Source organism: Castellaniella sp. S9 (genome assembly GCF_027257175.1).
GTDB lineage: Bacteria > Pseudomonadota > Gammaproteobacteria > Burkholderiales > Burkholderiaceae_B > Castellaniella.
Map to the genome: position 1 here is coordinate 65,806 of NZ_JAPFGD010000001.1, position 17,730 is coordinate 83,535.

The window sequence follows — 17,730 nt, forward strand, 5'->3', positions numbered from 1 at the left end:
CTCGCCGCCAGTTCAGTATAAGAGGATTTTCCGGCCCCGTGGGGCCGGGGGCATCCCTAGGCCGCGGCGGTGCGCAGGGGCTTGTCGTCGGATCCGTGGGCGTCGCGCGGGCCGGTGACCAGGGTGGGCGGCTGGCGGCCCTCGACCGCGTCCTCATCGAGGATGACGCGGTTGACGTCGCGACGCGACGGCAGGTCGTACATGGTGCCCAGCAGCGCCTGCTCGATGATGGAACGCAGGCCGCGTGCGCCGGTGCGGCGCTTGATGGCGCGACGCGCGATCGCGGTCAGCGCATCCGGGGTCACCTCGAGCTGGACGTCCTCCATCTCGAAGAGCTTCTGGAATTGCTTGACCACCGCGTTGCGCGGCTCGGTCAGGATGCGCACCAGGGTGTCTTCCTGCAATTCCTCGAGCGTGGCCACGACCGGCAGGCGGCCGACCAGTTCCGGAATCAGGCCGAATTTGATCAGATCCTCGGGTTCGGCCTCGGCGAAAAGCTCGCCCACGCCGCGTTCGGTCTTGGCCCGCACCGAGGCCGAGAAGCCGATCCCGGAGCGCTCGCTGCGATCGCGGATGATCTTTTCCAGGCCGTCGAAGGCGCCGCCCACGATGAACAGGATGTTGGTCGTATCGACCTGGACGAAATCCTGGTTGGGGTGCTTGCGCCCGCCTTGCGGCGGCACCGAGGCGACCGTGCCCTCGATGAGCTTGAGCAGCGCCTGCTGCACACCCTCGCCCGAGACGTCGCGGGTGATCGACGGATTGTCGGACTTGCGGGCGATCTTGTCGATCTCGTCGATGTAGATGATCGCGCGCTGGGCTTTTTCAAGTTCGTAGTTGCAGTTCTGGAGGAGCTTCTGGATGATGTTCTCGACGTCCTCGCCCACATAGCCCGCCTCGGTCAGCGTCGTGGCATCGGCCATCACGAAAGGAACATCCAGCATGCGCGCCAGCGTCTGCGCAAGCAGCGTCTTGCCCGAGCCGGTCGGCCCGATCAGCAGGATGTTGCTCTTGGTCAGCTCGACGTCGCCGCCCTTGGCGTCGGCGTAGCGGATGCGCTTGTAGTGGTTGTAGACCGCAACCGCCAGGTTGCGCTTGGGCGTTTCCTGGCCGATGACATAGCCGTCGAGGAAGGCCTTGATCTCGTGCGGCGCCGGCAGCTCGTTGCGCACGGCCTCGCGCGCCGCCTCCTGGGTTTCCTCGCGGATGATCTCGTTGCACAGGTCGATGCATTCATCGCAGATGAACACCGAGGGTCCGGCGATGAGCTTGCGGACTTCGTGCTGGCTCTTGTTGCAGAAGGAACAATGCAGCGTCTTGTCGTCGCCTGAACCTTTTCTTTCCGTCATAAAACTATACTCAACTCGCCTCGTTGCTGCGTGAAACCAGGACCTTGTCGATCAGGCCGTATTCCTGCGCCTCGTCGGCCGACATGAAATTATCGCGCTCGGTGTCCACACCGATGCGCTCGATGTCCTGCCCCGTGCGGTCCGCCAGGATCCTGTTCAGACGCTCGCGCAGGCTGAGGATTTCCTTGGCCTGGATCTGGATGTCGGAGGCCTGCCCCTGGGCACCGCCGGATGGCTGGTGAATCATGATACGCGAATTGGGCAAGGCGTAGCGCTTGCCCTTGGCGCCGGCGGCCAGCAGGAAGGCGCCCATGCTGGCGGCCAGCCCGGTGCACAGGGTGGACACATCGGGCTTGATGAATTGCATGGTGTCGTAGATCGCCATGCCGGCATACACCGACCCGCCCGGCGAGTTGATGTACAGCGAGACGTCCTTGTCGGGGTTTTCCGATTCGAGGAACAGCAGCTGCGCCACGACCAGGTTGGCCGACTGGTCGTTGACCGGACCGACGAAAAAGATCACCCGCTCGCGCAGCAGGCGCGAGTAGATGTCGTAGGACCGTTCGCCGCGGCCGGACTGCTCGATGACGATGGGGACGTAACCCAGCCCCGTGGGGACCACCGAATCCCCGCCATGCATGGCTGCATAGAAATCGGCGAACCTGGACATCAGCGCGTCCCCATCAAGGTGTCGAAGTCGACCGTCTCGGCGGTGACCTTGGCGCTGGCCAGGACGTGTTCGACGACATTGTCCTCGAGCACCAGGGACTCGATCTCGGCACGGCGCTGCCGGTCGGACAGGTAGTAGGCGACGACCTGCGCGGGCTGCTCGTAGCTTTGGGCGAATTCCTCGATGCGGGCACGGACCTGTTCGGGCTTGGCCTGCAGCTCGGCGGACTTGATCAGTTCGGAGACCAGCAGCCCCAGGCGCACGCGGCGCTCGGCCTCGGCCTTGAAGGTGTCCTCGGGAATGGGGATGGAATCGGCGTTGGGCAGGCCGCGATTTTTCAGTTCCTCGCGGGCGGCGGCGGTGCGGTTGGCGATTTCGCTGTCGACCAGCGCCTTGGGCAGGTCGAATTGGCAGGCGGCCGCCAAGGCGTCCATGACGCTGGACTTGGTGAGGTTCCTGGCGCGGGCCTTGGCCTCGCGCTCGATGTTGCCGCGCACGTCGGCGAGCAGCGCCTCGACGTCGCCTTCGGCCTGGCCCAGCGCCTTGGCGAAATCGGCATCGATCTCGGGCAGTTCGGGCTCGGCCACCTCGGTGACCGTGATCCGGAATTCGGCGGTCTTGCCGGCGACCGCCTCGCTGCCGTAGTCGGCCGGGAAAATCAGCGGGAAGGTTTTTTCCTCGCCGGCCTGCATGCCGGTGACGGCTTGCTCGAATTCGGGCAGCATGCGGCCCTCGCCCAAGACGAAGGGGAATTGGGTGGCGGTGCCGCCTTCGAAGGCGACGCCATCGATGGTGCCCGCGAAATCGAGGGTCACGCGATCACCGTCCTGGGCGGCGCGCCCCTCGGCGGGCTTGAAGACCGTGCGCTGCTTGCGCAGGATGTCGAGGGTTTTCTGCACCTCGGCATCGCCGACTTCGACCTCGCTGCGGGTGATCTCGAGGGCGGACAGCTCGGGCAGTTCGACGTCGGGATAGACCTCGAAAGTGGCGGAGAACGCCAGCACGTCGTCGCCCACGCCTTCGGTGCGGGGTTCGAGGCTGGGCGTGCCGGCCACGCGCAGCTTGGCCTCGCCGATGACCTTGTCCAGGGATTTGCCGATCTCGGTGTTGATCACCTCGTAGCGCACGCTGGGTCCGTGGCTGCGCTCGATGACCGACAGGGGCGCCTTGCCGGGACGAAAGCCCTGGATCTTGGCGGTGCGGGCGACGCGCTTGAGTTGCGCCTGGACCTCTTTCTCGATGTCGGCGACGGATACGGTCAGATCGACTCGGCGCTCGAGGCCGGACAATTTTTCAACCACAGGCTGCATTCGGGACCTATTGAAATAGTGAAATTGGACGGTAAACGACGTATTTTAGCGGAAACGGGAATCGCTCGCGGACCGCGGAGGCGCCGTGGGGAATCCCGCTATAATACTCGGCTTGCCGTGCGAACGTGGCGGAATTGGTAGACGCACCAGATTTAGGTTCTGGCGCCGCAAGGTATGAGAGTTCGAGTCTCTCCGTTCGCACCACGATACCAAATTAAACACGCGGTTTTTCGAGCGATCGTCTACAATCGCCCGCTCAAGGGGAGTAGCTCACCTTTCGCGGCATCGTCAATACGGCCCGCCTGCCTGCAGGTGCCCGGTGCCCCGGCAACCGATGGTTGGAGCAAGACCTTGCCCATGGGCAAGGTGCGTCTTCTCTATGACAGGCCTGGCCCTTGGTGGTCCAGGCCTTTTTGTTGCCAGGCCCGTGTCCGCGTTCCGGGCACGGCGGCGCGCATCCGGGCCCGGCTTGTTTTTCAACGTCAACGAAACACATCCTAAGGGAAATCGATGCTCGAATTCTTTCAAACACTGAGCTGGGTCGCGGTCTTCCAGATCATCATGATCGACATCCTGCTGGGTGGCGACAACGCCGTGGTGATCGCGCTGGCCTGCCGCAACCTGTCGCCCAAGCAACGCATGCAAGGCATTCTATGGGGCACGGCGGGAGCCATCGGTCTGCGCGTCGCGCTGATCGCCTTTGCCCTGACGCTGCTCAGCGTGCCGTTCCTGAAGATCATCGGCGCCCTGCTGCTGCTGTGGATCGGCGTCAAGCTCCTGCTGCCCGAGGAAGGCGCGCACGACAAGATCACCGGCGGGGCTTCGATCATGACAGCCGTCAAGACCATCCTGATCGCGGATTTCGTCATGAGCCTGGACAACGTCATCGCCATCGCCGGCGCCGCCCAGGGGGCGCATGCCGACCACCAGATCGGCCTGGTGGTATTCGGCCTGCTGGTCAGCGTGCCCATCATCATCTGGGGCAGCACGCTGGTGCTCAAGCTGATCGACCGCTATCCGCTGGTCGTCACCTTCGGCGCGGCGCTGCTGGGCTGGATCGCGGGCGGCATGCTGGTCACCGACATCGTGGTCGTCGAGCGTCTGGGCGAGCCCTCCACCCTGCTGAAACTGTCTGTCGAGCTCGTGTGCGCGCTGCTGGTCGTCGGCCTGGGATCGCAGTTGGCCAAGCGCAAGAAAGCGCATCAGGCACAAGGCTGAGCGGCGGGGCCGGGCGCGGGGGCCATCCGCTACAATAACCGCCTTTTCTCGAAACCGTCCGGGCATCGACCTCGATGCGCGGACGAGACACCGAGCGCCAGCACTGCGAGCCCGCCATGAACCGTACGTCACGACAGGACATCATCGAAGCCGCCTGGGAGGACCGCGCGTCCGTGGACCCGGGACAGGCGCCCGAGGCGCTGCGCGCGGCGGTGGCCGCCACGCTGGCGGAGCTGGACGACGGCACGCTGCGCGTCGCCGAGAAGATCGACGGCGACTGGCAAGTGCACCAGTGGGTCAAGAAAGCAGTCCTGCTGTCGTTCCGGCTGGAGAACAACCGCGTCATGGGGCAGGCGCCGCAGCTGTACTACGACAAGGTGCCGCTGAAGTTCCAGGACTACGGCGACGACGACTTCCGGCGCGGCGGCTTTCGCGTGGCGCCCACGGCCACGGTGCGCAGGGGCGCCTACATCGCCCGCGACGTGGTGCTGATGCCCTCCTACGTGAACATCGGCGCCTACGTGGGGGAAGGCAGCATGATCGATACCTGGGCCACGGTGGGCTCCTGCGCCCAGATCGGACGCCACGTGCACCTGTCCGGCGGCGTGGGCATCGGCGGCGTGCTCGAGCCCTTGCAGGCCGGCCCCACCATCATCGAGGACAACTGCTTCATCGGCGCCCGCTCCGAAGTCGTCGAAGGCGTGGTCGTCGAGGAAAACTCGGTCCTGGCGATGGGCGTGTTCATCTCGCAAAGCACCCGCATCTATGACCGCACGACCGGTGAGATCCGCACCGGGCGGGTGCCGGCCGGCTCGGTGGTGGTGCCGGGCGCCCTGCCGGCGGCCGACGGCAGCCACAGCCTGGCCTGCGCGGTGATCGTCAAGCGCGTCGACGCCAAGACCCGCGCCAAGACCAGCATCAACGATTTATTGAGGGCCTGAATGTCCCACTCGCCCGTGCGCGCCCTGTGCGAGGCGCTGATCGCCCTGCCCTCGGTCACGCCCGATGACGCGGGCTGCCAGGCCCTGATCGCGCAGCGGCTTGCGCCGCTGGGCTTCGTCTGCGAATCCATGGACAGCGGCCCGGTGGCCAACCTATGGGCGCGGCGCGGCACCGAGGCGCCCGTCCTGGTCTTCGCCGGACACACCGACGTGGTGCCCACCGGCCCGCTCGACGATTGGACGAGTCCGCCCTTCCACCCCACCGAACGCGACGGCCTGCTGGTGGGCCGCGGGGCGGCCGACATGAAATCCTCGATCGCGGCCTTTATCGTCGCCGCCGAGGAATTCATCGCCGCCCGCCCCCGCCACCGCGGGTCGATCGCGCTGCTGATCACCTCGGACGAGGAAGGGCCGGCCACCGAAGGCACCACGCACGTCTGCCGGCGATTGCGCGAGCGCGGCGAGGCCCTGGACTACTGCATCGTGGGGGAGCCCACCAGCGGCCAAACGCTGGGCGACACGATCAAGAACGGCCGGCGCGGCTCGATGTCCGGGCGCCTGACGGTGCACGGCATCCAGGGCCACGTGGCCTATCCCCACCTGGCCCGCAATCCGATCCACGCGGTGGCGCCCGCCTTGGCCGAGCTGGCCGGCACGCACTGGGACGAGGGCAACGCATATTTTCCGCCGACCACGTTCCAGGTCTCCAACATGCACGCGGGCACAGGCGCCGGCAACGTCATCCCCGGCGTCGCGGTCCTGGATTTCAATGTCCGCTTTTCCACCGCCAGCACGCCGCAGACGCTGCAGGCGCGCATCGCCGCGATCCTGGATCGCCACGGCCTGGACTATGGCCTGGACTGGACGATCAGCGGCCTGCCCTTCCTCACGCCGCAAGGCGCCCTGTGCGACGCGCTGCAGCAAGCCATCGCCGACGAGACCGGCGTGCAGGCCGTGCTCTCGACCACCGGCGGCACCTCGGACGGGCGCTTCATCGCGCAGATCTGCCCGCAGGTTGTCGAATTCGGTCCGATCAACGCGTCCATCCACCAGGCCGACGAGCATATCCGCCTGGATACGCTCGATCCGCTCAAGAACATTTACCGGCGCACCCTCGAGCATCTGCTGCCGGATGCGTCCTGAGCCGCCGGCACCTTTCTTCCAGAGACCGCCCATGTCCGTCCCCTATTCCGCCGAATTGCTCACGCTGCGCGATCTGCTGCGCTGGTCCATCAGCCGCTTCAACGCCGCCGGCCTGCATTTCGGCCACGGCAGCGACAATGCCTGGGACGAGGCGGCCTACCTGCTGCTGCACGGCCTGCACCTGCCGCTGGACACGCTGGAGCCTTTTCTGGATGCACGCCTGCTCGAGCGCGAGCGCCAGCGCTGCATCGACCTGATCCAGCAGCGGATCGCCACGCGCAAGCCCGCCGCCTACATGACGGGCGAGGCTTGGCTGCAGGGCCGGCGCTTCCTGGTGGACGAGCGTGTGATCGTGCCGCGCTCGCCGATCGCCGAGCTGCTGACCGATGCGCTGTCGCCATGGATCGCCGAGCCCGAAGCGGTCAGCCGGGTGATGGACCTGTGCACCGGCTCGGGCTGCCTGGCGATCCTGGCCGCCCAGGCCTTCGAATCCGCACAGGTCGACGCGGTGGACATCTCGCAGGGCGCGCTCGAGGTCGCGCGCAGCAACATCGCGCTGTACGGGCTGGAGAACCGCGTCCAGGCCCTGTATAGCGACGGCTTCGAGCAGGTCCCGGAGGGTACGGGCTACGACCTCATCCTCTGCAACCCGCCGTACGTGAATGCGCGCTCCATGGCGGTCCTGCCGCCCGAATACCAGCACGAACCGCGTCTGGCGCTGGCCGGCGGCGCCGACGGCATGGACCTGGTGCGGCGCATCGTGCGCGACGCGCCGCGCTTCCTCGCGCCGGAGGGCCTGCTGGTGCTCGAGATCGGTCACGAGCGCGCGCATTTCGAGGCCGCCTTCCCGAAGCTGGAACCCCTCTGGATCGAGACCGAGGCGACCAGCGACCAGATCATGCTGCTCCGGCGCGAGCAGCTCGAGCCGTGATCCGCGCCAGCGGCCTGGCCCTCAGGCGCGGCGCCAAGGTCCTGCTCGAGGGTGCCGAGTTCGTCGTGCATCCCGGCGAACGCATCGGCGTCGTGGGCAAGAACGGCGCGGGCAAGTCCACGCTGTTCGCGCTGTTGCGCGGCGAACTCGATGCCGATGCCGGCGCCCTGGAGATCCCTCCGGGCTGGCGCATCGCCAATGTCGAGCAGATCCTGCGCGATACCGGCCGGCCGGCGCGTGAATTCGTGATCGACGGCGACACACGGCTGCGCGCGCTGCAGGCCCGCCGCGCGGCAACGTCCGATGAGGATGGCCAGGCGATCGCCGAACTGGAGGCCGCGTTGGTCGAGGCGAACGCCTGGAGCGCGCCCTCGCGCGCCGAGCAATTGCTGGCCGGATTGGGCTTCGCCCCCGATGAATGGGAACGTCCCGTCGAAAGCTTTTCGGGCGGCTGGCAAATGCGCATCGCCCTGGCGCGCGCGCTCATGGCGCCCTCGGACCTGCTGCTGCTGGACGAGCCGACCAACCACCTGGACCTGGACGCCATGCTGTGGCTGGAGCGCTGGCTGTCGAACTATCCGGGCACGGTGCTGCTGATCTCGCACGACACGGAGTTCCTCGATGCGATCGCCCGGGCGATCCTGCATTTCGACCAAGGCACGCTGGTGCGCTACAAGGGCGGCTACGAGGCCTTCCTCGAACAGCGCGCCGAGCGCCTGCGCCAGAACCAGCTGGCGCGCGAGCGCCAGGCGCGCACGGCGGCCCACCTGCAATCCTTCATCGACCGCTTCAAGGCCAAGGCGACCAAGGCCAAGCAGGCGCAAAGCCGGGTCAAGGCGCTGGCGCGCATGCAGACCCTGGCGCCCCTGGCCGCTGAATCGGGGATCGACATACGCCTGCCCGATCCGGTCCAGACGCCCGACACCCTGCTGACGCTCGAGGCGGCCGAACTCGGCTATGCGGGGGCGGCGGACGGGCCTCGCCGCGTGCTCGAGGGCGTCGACCTGATCGTGCGCGGCGGCAGCCGCATCGGCATCCTGGGCGTCAACGGGGCCGGCAAGAGCACGCTGGTCAAGACCCTGGCGCGCGAACTCGCGCCCCTGGCGGGGGCCTACCGGCCGGCCAAGGGCCTGGAGATCGGCTATTTCGCCCAGCAACAGCTCGACGTCCTGGATCCGGACCTGACGCCGTTGCAGCATTTCGTGCGCATTGCGCCCGAGGCGCGCGAGCAGGAACTGCGCAACATGCTGGGCGGCTTCGGCTTCGGCGGCGCCATGGCCGATGCGCCCGTGGCGCCGTTCTCTGGAGGTGAAAAGGCGCGCCTCGCGCTCGCGCTGATCGTCTGGCGCAAACCCAACCTGCTGCTGCTCGACGAGCCCAGCAACCACCTGGACGTGGATACGCGAGAGGCCCTGGCGCGCGCCCTGGCGGGCTTTCCCGGCAGTGTGCTGCTGGTGTCGCATGATCGCCATCTGCTGCGCACCACGGTGGACGATTTCTGGATCGTGGCCGACGGCCGCGTCCAGCCCTTCGATGGCGATTTGGAGGACTACCGGGACTGGCTGCAGCGGCGCGGCACGGCTGCACGGGCGCAAGCCCGCGAAGACGCGCGCGCCGACACGCCCGCCGAACCCGGCCGCAAGACGCAGCGCCGCCTCCAGGCCGAGGCGCGCCAGCGACTGGCGGCGCAGCGCAAGCCCCTCGAGGAACGCCTGCGTCGCATCGAGGCCGACATGGCGCGCGCCGAGGCCCGCCTGAAAGACATCGACGCGCAAATCGCCGATCCTGATTTCTACACGGACGCGCATAAGGAGACCCGCCCCGCCTTGCTCGCCGAGCATGGCGAGCTCAGCAAGGCGCATCAGGCGCTGGAGGACGACTGGCTGCAGGTGCAGGAGGCCATCGAGGCGATCGAGCGCGAACCCGACCCGGCCTGATCGTCGCCGCGCGGCCGCGGCGGAACTGTCCGGCACCGCCATATTCCAGGCTTGAATAATCTAATACCGTTATATTCGTTCGGTATGAAGAACGGCATCCTTAGAATGAAAAACTGTTTCAACCTTCATTCCGAGTATGCTGATCATGAGCCGCCTGACCATTCAATCCATCGACACCGCGCATGCCGACGCGCAGGACCGCCTGCGCGCCGCGCAACAGGCCAATGGCTTTCTGCCCAACCTGCTGGGGGTGCTCGCCAATGCCCCCACCGCCCTCGAGACCTATCAGGTGGTGGGCGCCATCAATGGCCGCAACAGCCTCACGCCGACCGAGCGCGAGGTGGTGCAGATCACGGCGGCGACCTATAACGGCTGCGGTTTCTGCGTCGCCGGGCACACCAAGATCGCCTACAAGAAGCTGCAACTGCCTGAGCCTCTCGTGGAAGCCCTGCGCAACATCCAGGGCCTGGCCGATGCCAAGCTGGACGCCCTGGCGCGCTTCACCCTGAGCGTGCTCGAGAACAAGGGCCAGGTCCCGGACGAGGCCATCGAGGCCTTCAAGGCCGCCGGCTACAGCGAGGCCAACGCGCTGGACGTGGTGCTGGGCGTCAGCCTCGCCACGTTGTGCAATTACGCCAACAACCTGGCCAGGACCCCGATCAACCCGGAACTCCAGGCCTACGCCTGATCCTGGAGGCACCGGTCATGACCACAGCACGCTTGTCCGCGGCACAAGGCGAATCCCTCGAGGCGCTGATCCGCGAGGCGCTCGCCCCGCAGGCGCAGGCCATCGACCAGGACGGCCTGTATCCCCGCGAGTTCCTCCAGGCCTACGGCCGCCTGGGCGGTTTCTCGGCCGCCATTCCCCGGGCCCATGGCGGCCAGGGCCAAGGCCTGGCCGCGCAGATCGAGTCGATCGCGCTGGTCGGCCGCGCCTGCGGCTCGACCGCTTTCCTGGCCTGGTGCCAATCGGCCTGCGCCTGGTACCTGCTGCACTCGCCCGCCGAAGGCCCGCGCGAGCGCTACCTGCGCCCGATCGCCGGCGGGGAACTGCTGGCCGGCACCGGCATGTCCAACGCGGTCAAGCACCTGGCCGGCATCGAGCGCATCAACCTGCGCGGCCGCCGCGACGGCGACGGCTACCGGGTCAGCGGCTCGCTGCCCTGGGTCTCGAACATCGGCGAGGGCCATCTGGTCATCGTCGCCGCCGCAGTCGAGGACGGCGGCTACATCATGTTCGCCGTGCCGCCCGGCACGGACGGCCTCATCCTGCACGATTGCCCGGACTTTGCGGGACTGGCGGGTTCGGGCACCTACAACGTGCGCCTGAAGGACGCCTTCATCCCGGCGCACGACGTCATCGCCCGCCCCGAGCAGTTCCAGGCCTACATCAAGCGCATCAAGCCCGGCTTCGTGCTGACGCAGATCGGCATCGGCCAGGGCATCGCCGAGGCCAGCCTGCAGACCATCCGCGACAGCAACAACACCCACGCCCACGTGAATGTGTTCCTGGACGACCAGGCCGATACGCTGGAGGCCGAGCTGCGAGGCCTGCAGGACGCCACCGGCGTGCTGGCCGACCAGGACGATGCGGCGCGGCCGCTGGACATTCTGCGCGCCCGTGCGCAGGCCTCCGAATTGACCCTGCGGGCGACCCAGTCCGCGGCGCTGCATGCCGGCGCCAAGGGTTACCTGATGCGCCATCCGGCGCAGCGCCGCCTGCGCGAGGCCCTGTTCGTCGCCATCGTCACCCCGGCCCTCAAGCACCTGCGCAAGGAGATCCATGCGCTGGAAGAACAGCAGGCTGCCTGAACGCATGGATACCCTCCTGTCGATCGACCCCGCCGGCACCGAGGCGCGTCCCGAGGCCGTGCTGCTGGCGGCGCGGGACATCGTCCTCAGCTATCCCCGGCCGCAGGCGGCGCCGCTGACCGTACTGCGGGATTTCTCGCTGGAGCTGCGGCGCGGCGAGATCGTCGCAATCCTGGGGCCCAGCGGCGTGGGCAAATCCTCGCTGCTGCGCGTGCTGGCCGGCCTGCAGAAGGCCGAGCGCGGCGAGGTGCGTGTCGATGGACAAGTCCTGCACGGCCCGCATCCGCGGCTGGGCTTCGTATTCCAGGACCCCAGCCTGCTGCCCTGGCTGACCCTCGAGGAGAACGTCGGCTTCGGGCTGGATTTCAAGCACCAGCCCGCGCTGGATGCGACGCAACGGGCGCGGCGCGTCGACCGTGCAATCGCCGAGGTCGACCTTGCCCCCGCACGCAAGCGATTCCCCGACGAGCTCTCGGGCGGCATGGCCCAACGCGCATCGCTTGCGCGCACCTTGGCCCGCGAGCCCGAGATCCTGCTGCTGGACGAACCTTTCAGCGCGCTCGACGAAGTCACCCGCGAGGAAATGCAGACCCTGCTGCTGCGTATCGTCCAGCGCCACGGCACCGCCGCGATCCTCGTCACGCACGATATCGACGAGGCCCTCATCCTGGCCGACCGCATCCTGCTGATTGGCGAGCAACCCGGCCGCCTCATCGCCCAATGGACGATCAGCCAGCCACATCCCCGCGACGAAGTCGATCCGCGCCTCACCGCGATCCGCGTCGAGATCGTCCAGAAACTGCGCGCCACGCGCTCCATCCGAAAAACCTGACAGACACACCCCATGAAACTGCTCGATCTCTGCTGCGGCCCCGACGAAGGCACCCTGGCGCGCCGCCGCCAATTCCTGAAACTGTCCTCGCTGTTCACCGTGGCCGGCGCCCTGCCGCTGCTGCAGGCCGGCCGCGAGGCGCGCGCCGCCGAGCCCGATGCGCCCGTGCGGATCGGCTACCTGCCGATCACGGACGCCACGCCGCTGCTGGTCGCCCACCACAACAAGCTGTTCGAGGCACAGGGCCTGCAGGTCGAAAAGCCCCGGCGCTTTCGCAGCTGGTCGCAGATCGTGGAGGCCTTCCTCGCCGGCCAGGTCAACGTGGTGCATTTGCTGATGCCGATGACGATCTGGTCGCGCTACGGCAGCCGTTCGCCCGCCAAGGTGGTCGCCTGGAACCACATGGAGGGGTCCTGCCTCACCGTGCTGCCCGACGTCGACAAGCTCGAGGACCTGGGCGGCACCACCGTCGCCATCCCGTTCTGGTATTCGGTCCACAACATCGTCCTGCAGCGCATCCTGCAGGAGGCCGGCCTCGAGTTCATCAGCGAGGGCGAGCCCGGCGCCAAGCAGGTGAAGCTCGTGGTGATGTCCCCAGGCGACATGCTGCCGGCTCTGGGGTCGCGACGCATCTCGGGCTACATCGTGGCCGAGCCCTTCAATGCCATGGCCGAACTGCTGAAGGTCGGCAAGGTCTGGCGCTTCACCGGCGACGTCTGGCGCAACCACGCCTGCTGCGTGGTGACCATGCACGAACGCGATCTGCAGGAACGCCCGGACTGGTCGCAGAAAGTCGTCAGCGCCATCGTCCAGGCGCAGGTCTGGACGCGCGACCACCGCGCCGAAGCCGTGGACATCCTGTCGCGCGACAATGCGGCGGACTACACGCCCCATACCCGCGAAACCCTGGGTCGCGTGCTGCTCCCCTCGGCCGAACTGGACGCCGAATATGCCCGCACCGGCGCCATCCGCCATGCCGACTGGCAGGAAAAGCGCATCGACTTCCAGCCCTACCCCTTCCCGAGCTACACCGAGAAGCTGGTCGAGCTGCTGAAGACGACCTACGTGCTGGGCCGCAATGAATTCCTCCAGGAGCTGGACCCCGCCTTCGTGGCCCGCGATCTGGTCGACGACCGCTATGTCAAACAAGCGATCCAGGCCGCCGGCGGCATGGCCGCGTTCGGCCTGCCCGAATCCTTTACCCGCACAGAAACGTTCTCGGTGAGCTGATGAATACCCGCCTCGCTGCCCTTCCCGCCCGCCGGCGCCTCGCCCTGAGCGCCTGCGGCCTGCTGGCGCTGTTCGCCCTGTGGGCGGGCGGCATCGCCCTGATGGGCCAGGACCAGGGCATGGCGCGCCTGTTCGCGCCGGGCGTGGCGCTGAGCAGCCTCAGCGAGCTGATCGCCGGCAATGAGCTGACCGTGCACACCCTGGTCAGCCTGCGCCGGGTCGCGGTCGGCCTGTTCTGGGCCCTGCTGTTCGGCATCCCCATCGGCCTGGCGATCGGCTCGTCGCGCAAGCTGGAATCGGGCACCAGCGGGGCCTTCCAGTTCCTGAGGATGATCTCGCCGCTGTCCTGGATGCCGATCGCCGTGATGCTGTTCGGCATCGGCGACGCCCCCATTTATTTCCTGCTGAGCTTCGCCGCCGTGTGGCCCATCATCCTGAACACCAGCGCCGGCGTGCGCAGCCTGGACGGCCGCTGGCTGATGCTGGCCCACAGCCTGAGCGCCACCCGCCGCGAGATCCTCTGGCGCATCGTGCTGCCGGGCTCGATGGGCCACATCCTGACGGGCCTGCGCCTGGCGATCGGCATCGTCTGGATCATCCTCGTGCCCTGCGAGATGCTGGGCGTGAGTTCCGGCCTGGGATACTTCATCCTGGACACCCGCGACCGCCTGGCCTACTCGGAATTGATGGCGGTGATCGTGCTGATCGGCGCACTGGGCTTCGTGCTGGACACCGTCGCGCAGAAGCTGCACCGGCGCTGGGCGCGCGGGCGCGCCTGAGTCCACGCGGCGGATCCCGTCCCCCGCGATACGCGGCGCAAGAGGCCGGTCGCCCTACTCCAGGATTTCGAGCTTGGCCACGGCCAGGGCCAGGGTCTTGGCGCCGGCGTCGCGGAATTCGATCCGGGCCTGCGCGTCCTGGCCCGAGCCGGTGAGGCTGACCACGGTGCCCTCGCCGAAACGGGCGTGGCGCACGCCCAGGCCGATGCGGAAGCACTGCTCGCCCACTGTGACGCCGCTGGCGGCGGTGCGCGGTGCGCGTGGCGCAAAGGCGCTGCCGCCCTCGGCATGCCAGCCTGCGCCGCGCCGGAACGCGCCGCTCCAGGCGGGCGGCTCGGGCGCCTGGCGCGCACGCGGCGTAAGCCACTTCAGGTGTTCCTCGGGGATCTCGTCGAGAAAGCGCGACCGCATGGCATAGCGCGTCTGGCCGTGCAGCATGCGGCTCTGGGCCAGCGTCAGTGTCAGCCGCTCGCGGGCGCGGGTGATCGCCACATACATCAGGCGGCGTTCCTCCTCGAGCCCGCCCGGGTCGAGCAGGCTGTTTTCGTGGGGAAACAGGCCTTCCTCGAGACCGGTGATGAACACCACGTCGAATTCCAGCCCCTTGGCCGCATGGACGGTCATCAATTGCACCGCGTCCTCGCCGGCCTGCGCCTGGTTGTCGCCGGCCTCTAGGGAGGCATGGCTGAGGAATGCCGCCAGCGGCGACATGACGGCGGGCGGCTGCTCCGCCGGGCCGAAGGCGAGGTCCGCATTCGCGTCCTGCGCCCCGAGCGGCGCGGACGCCCCTGAGGCCGCGCCGGCGTGATCCTCGGGAATGCGGCCTGCGGCCAGACCCTGGAAGCCTTCCTCGGCGACGAAGGCCGCCGCGGCGTTGACCAGTTCCTGCAGGTTGTCGAGCCGGTCCTGGCCCTCGCGGTCGGCGCGGTAGTGCGCCTCGAGCCCGCTGCGGTGAACGACGTGGCCGATGAGCTCGGGCAGGTCCAGGGACTGCGCCTCGTGTGCCATGGCCTGGATCAACGCGGCAAAGCGCGCGAGGTTCGCGCCGCCCTTGCCCGCCACGTAGGGCACCGCGCCGAACAGGCTGACGCCGTACTGCGCGGCCAGGTCGGCCTGTTGCTCGAGCGTACGCGCGCCGATGCCGCGCGTGGGCAGATTGACCACGCGCATCCACGAGGTGTCGTCCTGCGGATTATCGATCAGGCGCAGGTAGGCCAGGACGTGCTTGACCTCCTGGCGCTCGAAGAAACGCTGGCCGCCATAGACGCGATACGGCAGGCGCGCGGAAAACAGGGCGTGCTCGATCGGCCGGGACTGCGCGTTGCTGCGGTAGAGCACGGCGATCTGGTGCGGCGCGCGACCCTCGCGGATCAGGGCACGGATCTCGTCGACCAGCCATTGGGCCTCGAGGGCGTCCGAGGCCTGCTCGACCACGCGCAAGGGTTCGCCCTCGGCCATCTCGGTCCAGAGGTTCTTGCCCAGGCGACGGGTGTTGTGTGCGATCAAGGCATTGGCGGCATCCAGGATGTGGCCATGGGACCGGTAGTTCTGCTCGAGGCGGATCACGTTGCCGCGCGCGTAGCGCTGTTCGAAGTCGGCCATATTGCCGACGTTGGCCCCGCGAAACGCATAGATGGACTGGTCGTCGTCGCCCACGGCGAACACCGGGGTGTGCGGCCCCGCCAGCAGCATCAGCCAGCGGTATTGCAACACGTTGGTGTCCTGGAACTCATCCACCAGGATGTGCTGGAAACGGCGCTGGTAATGTTCGCGGATCGGCGCCTCGCGCTGCAGCAGCTCATACGCGCGCAGCAGCAGTTCGCCGAAATCGACCACGCCTTCGCGCTCGCATTGGTCCTGGTAGCGCTGGTACAGCTCGGCCAGGCGGCGGCCCTGGGGGTCGCGCACGTCCAGGTCGGAGGGACGCAAGCCGTCCTCCTTGGCGCTGTTGATCATGCGCTGCACGTCGCGCGGCGGGAAGCGTTCGTCGTCGATGCCCGCCGTCTTGATCATGCGCTTGATGGCGGACAGCTGGTCGGCGCTGTCGAGGATCTGGAACGTCTGCGGCAATCCGGCATCGCGGTGATGGGCGCGCAGCAGCCGGTTGCACAGGCCATGGAAGGTGCCCACCCACATGCCGCGCGTATCCAGCGGCAGCAGCGCCGACAGGCGCGCCAGCATCTCGCGCGCCGCCTTGTTGGTGAAGGTCACGGCCAGCAGTCCGTAGGGGCCGGCCTGGCCGGTCTGGATCAGCCAGGCCATGCGGGTGGTCAACACCCGGGTCTTGCCGCTGCCGGCCCCGGCCAGGACCAGGGCGTGCACGGCCGGCTGCGTCACGGCCTCGCGCTGCCGTTCGTTCAAACCATCGATCATACGGCGTAGCGGCGCAGACGGTGCGAAAACTGTTCGAGGCCCTCGATGCCGCTTTGCTGGGCGCGCTGGCACCAGGCGCGCAGATCGGCCAGCAGTTGCTCGCTGCTGGCGCTGGAGGATTCCCACAAGGCGGTGAGTTCGCGGCGCATCTGCACCAGGGTCGAGAGCGAAGGCGCCAAGGCCAGGGCGCGATCCACCTCGGCGCGCTGCGCGGGCGCCAGGTCCGGGGCCTCGTGCAGCAGCCACTTGCGGCAGCGGCGCAGCAGCCGCCACTCGCCCTGGCGCCCGCGGGCGACGGCGAGTTCGCGAGCCACGGCTTTTTTCAGGACCCGGCTGTAGCGGGCCAGGACCTCGTAGCGGTGGGTGATGATGCCCTGCAGGTGCGCCATGTCGAGCGACTCGATCGGCACGGCCTCGGCGCGCTGCAGGCGCAGGCGCGGCGCCACCCGGCGCACCTGCGCCAGGCGCAGGGCCTGGAGAATGCGGATATAGCACCAGCCCAGGTCGAATTCATACCATTTGGTGGAGAACTTGGCCGAGGTGCCATAGGCATGGTGGTTGTTGTGCAGTTCCTCGCCGCCGATCAGCAGGCCCCAGGGCGACACGTTGGTGCTGTCGTCCGGGCAGGCATAGTTGCGATAGCCCCAGGCATGGCCCAGGCCGTTGACCACGCCGGCCGCCCAGAACGGAATCCAGGCCATCTGGATCGCCCACACCGTCAGCCCGATCACGCCGAACAGGGCCAGGTCCACGATCAGCATGATCAGGATGCCCAGCAGGTTGTGGCGCGAGTACAGGCGGCGCTCGAGCCAGTCATCGGGCGTGCCGTGGCCGAAACGCGCCAGAGTCTCGGGGTTGGTGGCCTCGGCGCGGTAAAGTTCGGCGCCGCGAAAGAACACCTTGGACAGGCCGAACACGGCCGGCGAATGCGGGTCGCCCTCGCGTTCGCACTTGGCGTGGTGCTTGCGGTGGATGGCGACCCATTCCTTGGTCACCATCCCGGTGGTCAGCCACAGCCAGAAGCGGAAGAAATGCATGACGGCCGGATGCAGATCCAGCCCGCGGTGCGCCTGGCTGCGATGCAGGAAGATCGTCACGGCCGCAATGGTGATGTGCGTCAGCACCAGGGTGACCGCGATCAATTCCCAGGCGTTCAGGTGCAGCAGGCCACCCTGCAGAAAGTGGAGCAAATCGTTCATGGCAAT

At 67.7% G+C, this 17,730-nt stretch carries 15 protein-coding genes and 1 tRNA gene; 11 read left to right on the top strand and 5 right to left on the bottom strand.

Going from position 1 to position 17,730, the window contains the following annotated elements; translation table 11 throughout:
* Nucleotides 1-56 precede the first annotated feature (56 nt).
* The 3 genes from clpX to tig are packed head-to-tail and all read right to left on the bottom strand — an operon-like array spanning nucleotide 57 to nucleotide 3,329.
* A complete protein-coding gene (gene clpX / locus OOZ48_RS00320; RefSeq protein ID WP_269494102.1) occupies nucleotides 57-1,349 on the bottom strand; it encodes an ATP-dependent Clp protease ATP-binding subunit ClpX in 1,293 nt (430 codons plus the stop codon).
* A 10-nt stretch (nucleotides 1,350-1,359) separates the two neighbouring features.
* Nucleotides 1,360-2,019: an ATP-dependent Clp endopeptidase proteolytic subunit ClpP gene (gene clpP, locus OOZ48_RS00325; protein ID WP_269494106.1), complete on the bottom strand. Its 660-nt coding sequence runs from the start codon at nucleotides 2,017-2,019 to the stop codon at nucleotides 1,360-1,362.
* Nucleotides 2,019-3,329 (bottom strand): trigger factor, encoded by a 1,311-nt coding sequence (gene tig / locus OOZ48_RS00330; protein WP_269494107.1) that lies wholly within the window; start codon nucleotides 3,327-3,329, stop codon nucleotides 2,019-2,021. Before tig ends, clpP begins: the two co-directional genes overlap by 1 nt.
* 119 nt (nucleotides 3,330-3,448) lie before the next feature.
* Between tig and OOZ48_RS00335 the strand changes: the two genes are divergently transcribed.
* The 11 genes from OOZ48_RS00335 to OOZ48_RS00385 all read left to right on the top strand — a co-directional run bounded on the left by OOZ48_RS00335 (nucleotide 3,449) and on the right by OOZ48_RS00385 (nucleotide 14,152).
* Nucleotides 3,449-3,533 (top strand) — tRNA-Leu (locus OOZ48_RS00335).
* Nucleotides 3,534-3,839: 306 nt separating this feature from the next.
* Nucleotides 3,840-4,547 carry a TerC family protein gene (locus OOZ48_RS00340; RefSeq protein WP_269494110.1) on the top strand — a complete coding sequence of 236 codons (708 nt, stop codon included), beginning with the start codon at nucleotides 3,840-3,842 and terminating at the stop codon, nucleotides 4,545-4,547.
* A gap of 116 nt (nucleotides 4,548-4,663) precedes the next feature.
* Entirely contained in the window at nucleotides 4,664-5,488 is an 825-nt protein-coding gene (dapD, locus tag OOZ48_RS00345; RefSeq protein WP_269494114.1) for a 2,3,4,5-tetrahydropyridine-2,6-dicarboxylate N-succinyltransferase, read from the top strand.
* On the top strand, nucleotides 5,489-6,631 hold the full coding sequence (dapE, locus tag OOZ48_RS00350; RefSeq protein WP_269494116.1) for a succinyl-diaminopimelate desuccinylase: 1,143 nt from the start codon (nucleotides 5,489-5,491) through the stop codon (nucleotides 6,629-6,631).
* Nucleotides 6,632-6,662: 31 nt separating this feature from the next.
* The gene (gene prmB, locus OOZ48_RS00355; RefSeq protein WP_269494119.1) at nucleotides 6,663-7,562 is read left to right on the top strand and encodes a 50S ribosomal protein L3 N(5)-glutamine methyltransferase; all 900 of its coding nucleotides are present in this window, start codon (nucleotides 6,663-6,665) and stop codon (nucleotides 7,560-7,562) included.
* Nucleotides 7,559-9,499 (top strand): ABC-F family ATP-binding cassette domain-containing protein, encoded by a 1,941-nt coding sequence (locus tag OOZ48_RS00360; RefSeq protein ID WP_269494120.1) that lies wholly within the window; start codon nucleotides 7,559-7,561, stop codon nucleotides 9,497-9,499. The genes prmB and OOZ48_RS00360 overlap by 4 nt, the downstream gene beginning before the upstream one ends.
* A 145-nt stretch (nucleotides 9,500-9,644) precedes the next feature.
* Complete coding sequence (locus OOZ48_RS00365; protein WP_269494122.1) at nucleotides 9,645-10,187, top strand: carboxymuconolactone decarboxylase family protein; 543 nt, start codon at nucleotides 9,645-9,647, stop codon at nucleotides 10,185-10,187.
* A gap of 17 nt (nucleotides 10,188-10,204) precedes the next feature.
* A complete protein-coding gene (locus tag OOZ48_RS00370) occupies nucleotides 10,205-11,311 on the top strand; it encodes an acyl-CoA dehydrogenase family protein (protein ID WP_269494124.1) in 1,107 nt (368 codons plus the stop codon).
* Between the two features lie 4 nt (nucleotides 11,312-11,315).
* Entirely contained in the window at nucleotides 11,316-12,143 is an 828-nt protein-coding gene (locus tag OOZ48_RS00375) for an ABC transporter ATP-binding protein (protein ID WP_442867509.1), read from the top strand.
* A 12-nt stretch (nucleotides 12,144-12,155) separates the two neighbouring features.
* Nucleotides 12,156-13,373 carry an ABC transporter substrate-binding protein gene (locus OOZ48_RS00380; RefSeq protein ID WP_269494129.1) on the top strand — a complete coding sequence of 406 codons (1,218 nt, stop codon included), beginning with the start codon at nucleotides 12,156-12,158 and terminating at the stop codon, nucleotides 13,371-13,373.
* Complete coding sequence (locus OOZ48_RS00385) at nucleotides 13,373-14,152, top strand: ABC transporter permease (RefSeq protein WP_442867499.1); 780 nt, start codon at nucleotides 13,373-13,375, stop codon at nucleotides 14,150-14,152. The genes OOZ48_RS00380 and OOZ48_RS00385 overlap by 1 nt, the downstream gene beginning before the upstream one ends.
* A gap of 54 nt (nucleotides 14,153-14,206) precedes the next feature.
* Here OOZ48_RS00385 and OOZ48_RS00390 read toward each other — a convergent pair whose 3' ends face one another.
* Both OOZ48_RS00390 and OOZ48_RS00395 read right to left on the bottom strand, forming a co-directional pair.
* Nucleotides 14,207-16,525, bottom strand: a complete 2,319-nt coding sequence (locus tag OOZ48_RS00390) for a UvrD-helicase domain-containing protein (RefSeq protein WP_269494132.1) — start codon at nucleotides 16,523-16,525, stop codon at nucleotides 14,207-14,209.
* Entirely contained in the window at nucleotides 16,522-17,724 is a 1,203-nt protein-coding gene (locus tag OOZ48_RS00395) for a DesA family fatty acid desaturase (protein ID WP_269494135.1), read from the bottom strand. Before OOZ48_RS00395 ends, OOZ48_RS00390 begins: the two co-directional genes overlap by 4 nt.
* Between the last annotated feature and the right edge of the window lie 6 nt (nucleotides 17,725-17,730).

Bases quoted from the DNA above. Each gene is read 5' to 3' on its own strand.
- dapD (WP_269494114.1), top strand. From the start codon at position 4,664: ATGAACCGTACGTCACGACAGGACATCATCGAAGCCGCCTGGGAGGAC.
- OOZ48_RS00390 (WP_269494132.1), bottom strand. From the start codon at position 16,525: ATGATCGATGGTTTGAACGAACGGCAGCGCGAGGCCGTGACGCAGCCG.
- OOZ48_RS00375 (WP_442867509.1), top strand. From the start codon at position 11,316: ATGGATACCCTCCTGTCGATCGACCCCGCCGGCACCGAGGCGCGTCCC.
- OOZ48_RS00380 (WP_269494129.1), top strand. From the start codon at position 12,156: ATGAAACTGCTCGATCTCTGCTGCGGCCCCGACGAAGGCACCCTGGCG.
- OOZ48_RS00370 (WP_269494124.1), top strand. From the start codon at position 10,205: ATGACCACAGCACGCTTGTCCGCGGCACAAGGCGAATCCCTCGAGGCG.
- prmB (WP_269494119.1), top strand. From the start codon at position 6,663: ATGTCCGTCCCCTATTCCGCCGAATTGCTCACGCTGCGCGATCTGCTG.
- clpP (WP_269494106.1), bottom strand. From the start codon at position 2,019: ATGTCCAGGTTCGCCGATTTCTATGCAGCCATGCATGGCGGGGATTCG.
- dapE (WP_269494116.1), top strand. From the start codon at position 5,489: ATGTCCCACTCGCCCGTGCGCGCCCTGTGCGAGGCGCTGATCGCCCTG.
- clpX (WP_269494102.1), bottom strand. From the start codon at position 1,349: ATGACGGAAAGAAAAGGTTCAGGCGACGACAAGACGCTGCATTGTTCC.
- tig (WP_269494107.1), bottom strand. From the start codon at position 3,329: ATGCAGCCTGTGGTTGAAAAATTGTCCGGCCTCGAGCGCCGAGTCGAT.
- OOZ48_RS00385 (WP_442867499.1), top strand. From the start codon at position 13,373: ATGAATACCCGCCTCGCTGCCCTTCCCGCCCGCCGGCGCCTCGCCCTG.
- OOZ48_RS00395 (WP_269494135.1), bottom strand. From the start codon at position 17,724: ATGAACGATTTGCTCCACTTTCTGCAGGGTGGCCTGCTGCACCTGAAC.
- OOZ48_RS00340 (WP_269494110.1), top strand. From the start codon at position 3,840: ATGCTCGAATTCTTTCAAACACTGAGCTGGGTCGCGGTCTTCCAGATC.
- OOZ48_RS00365 (WP_269494122.1), top strand. From the start codon at position 9,645: ATGAGCCGCCTGACCATTCAATCCATCGACACCGCGCATGCCGACGCG.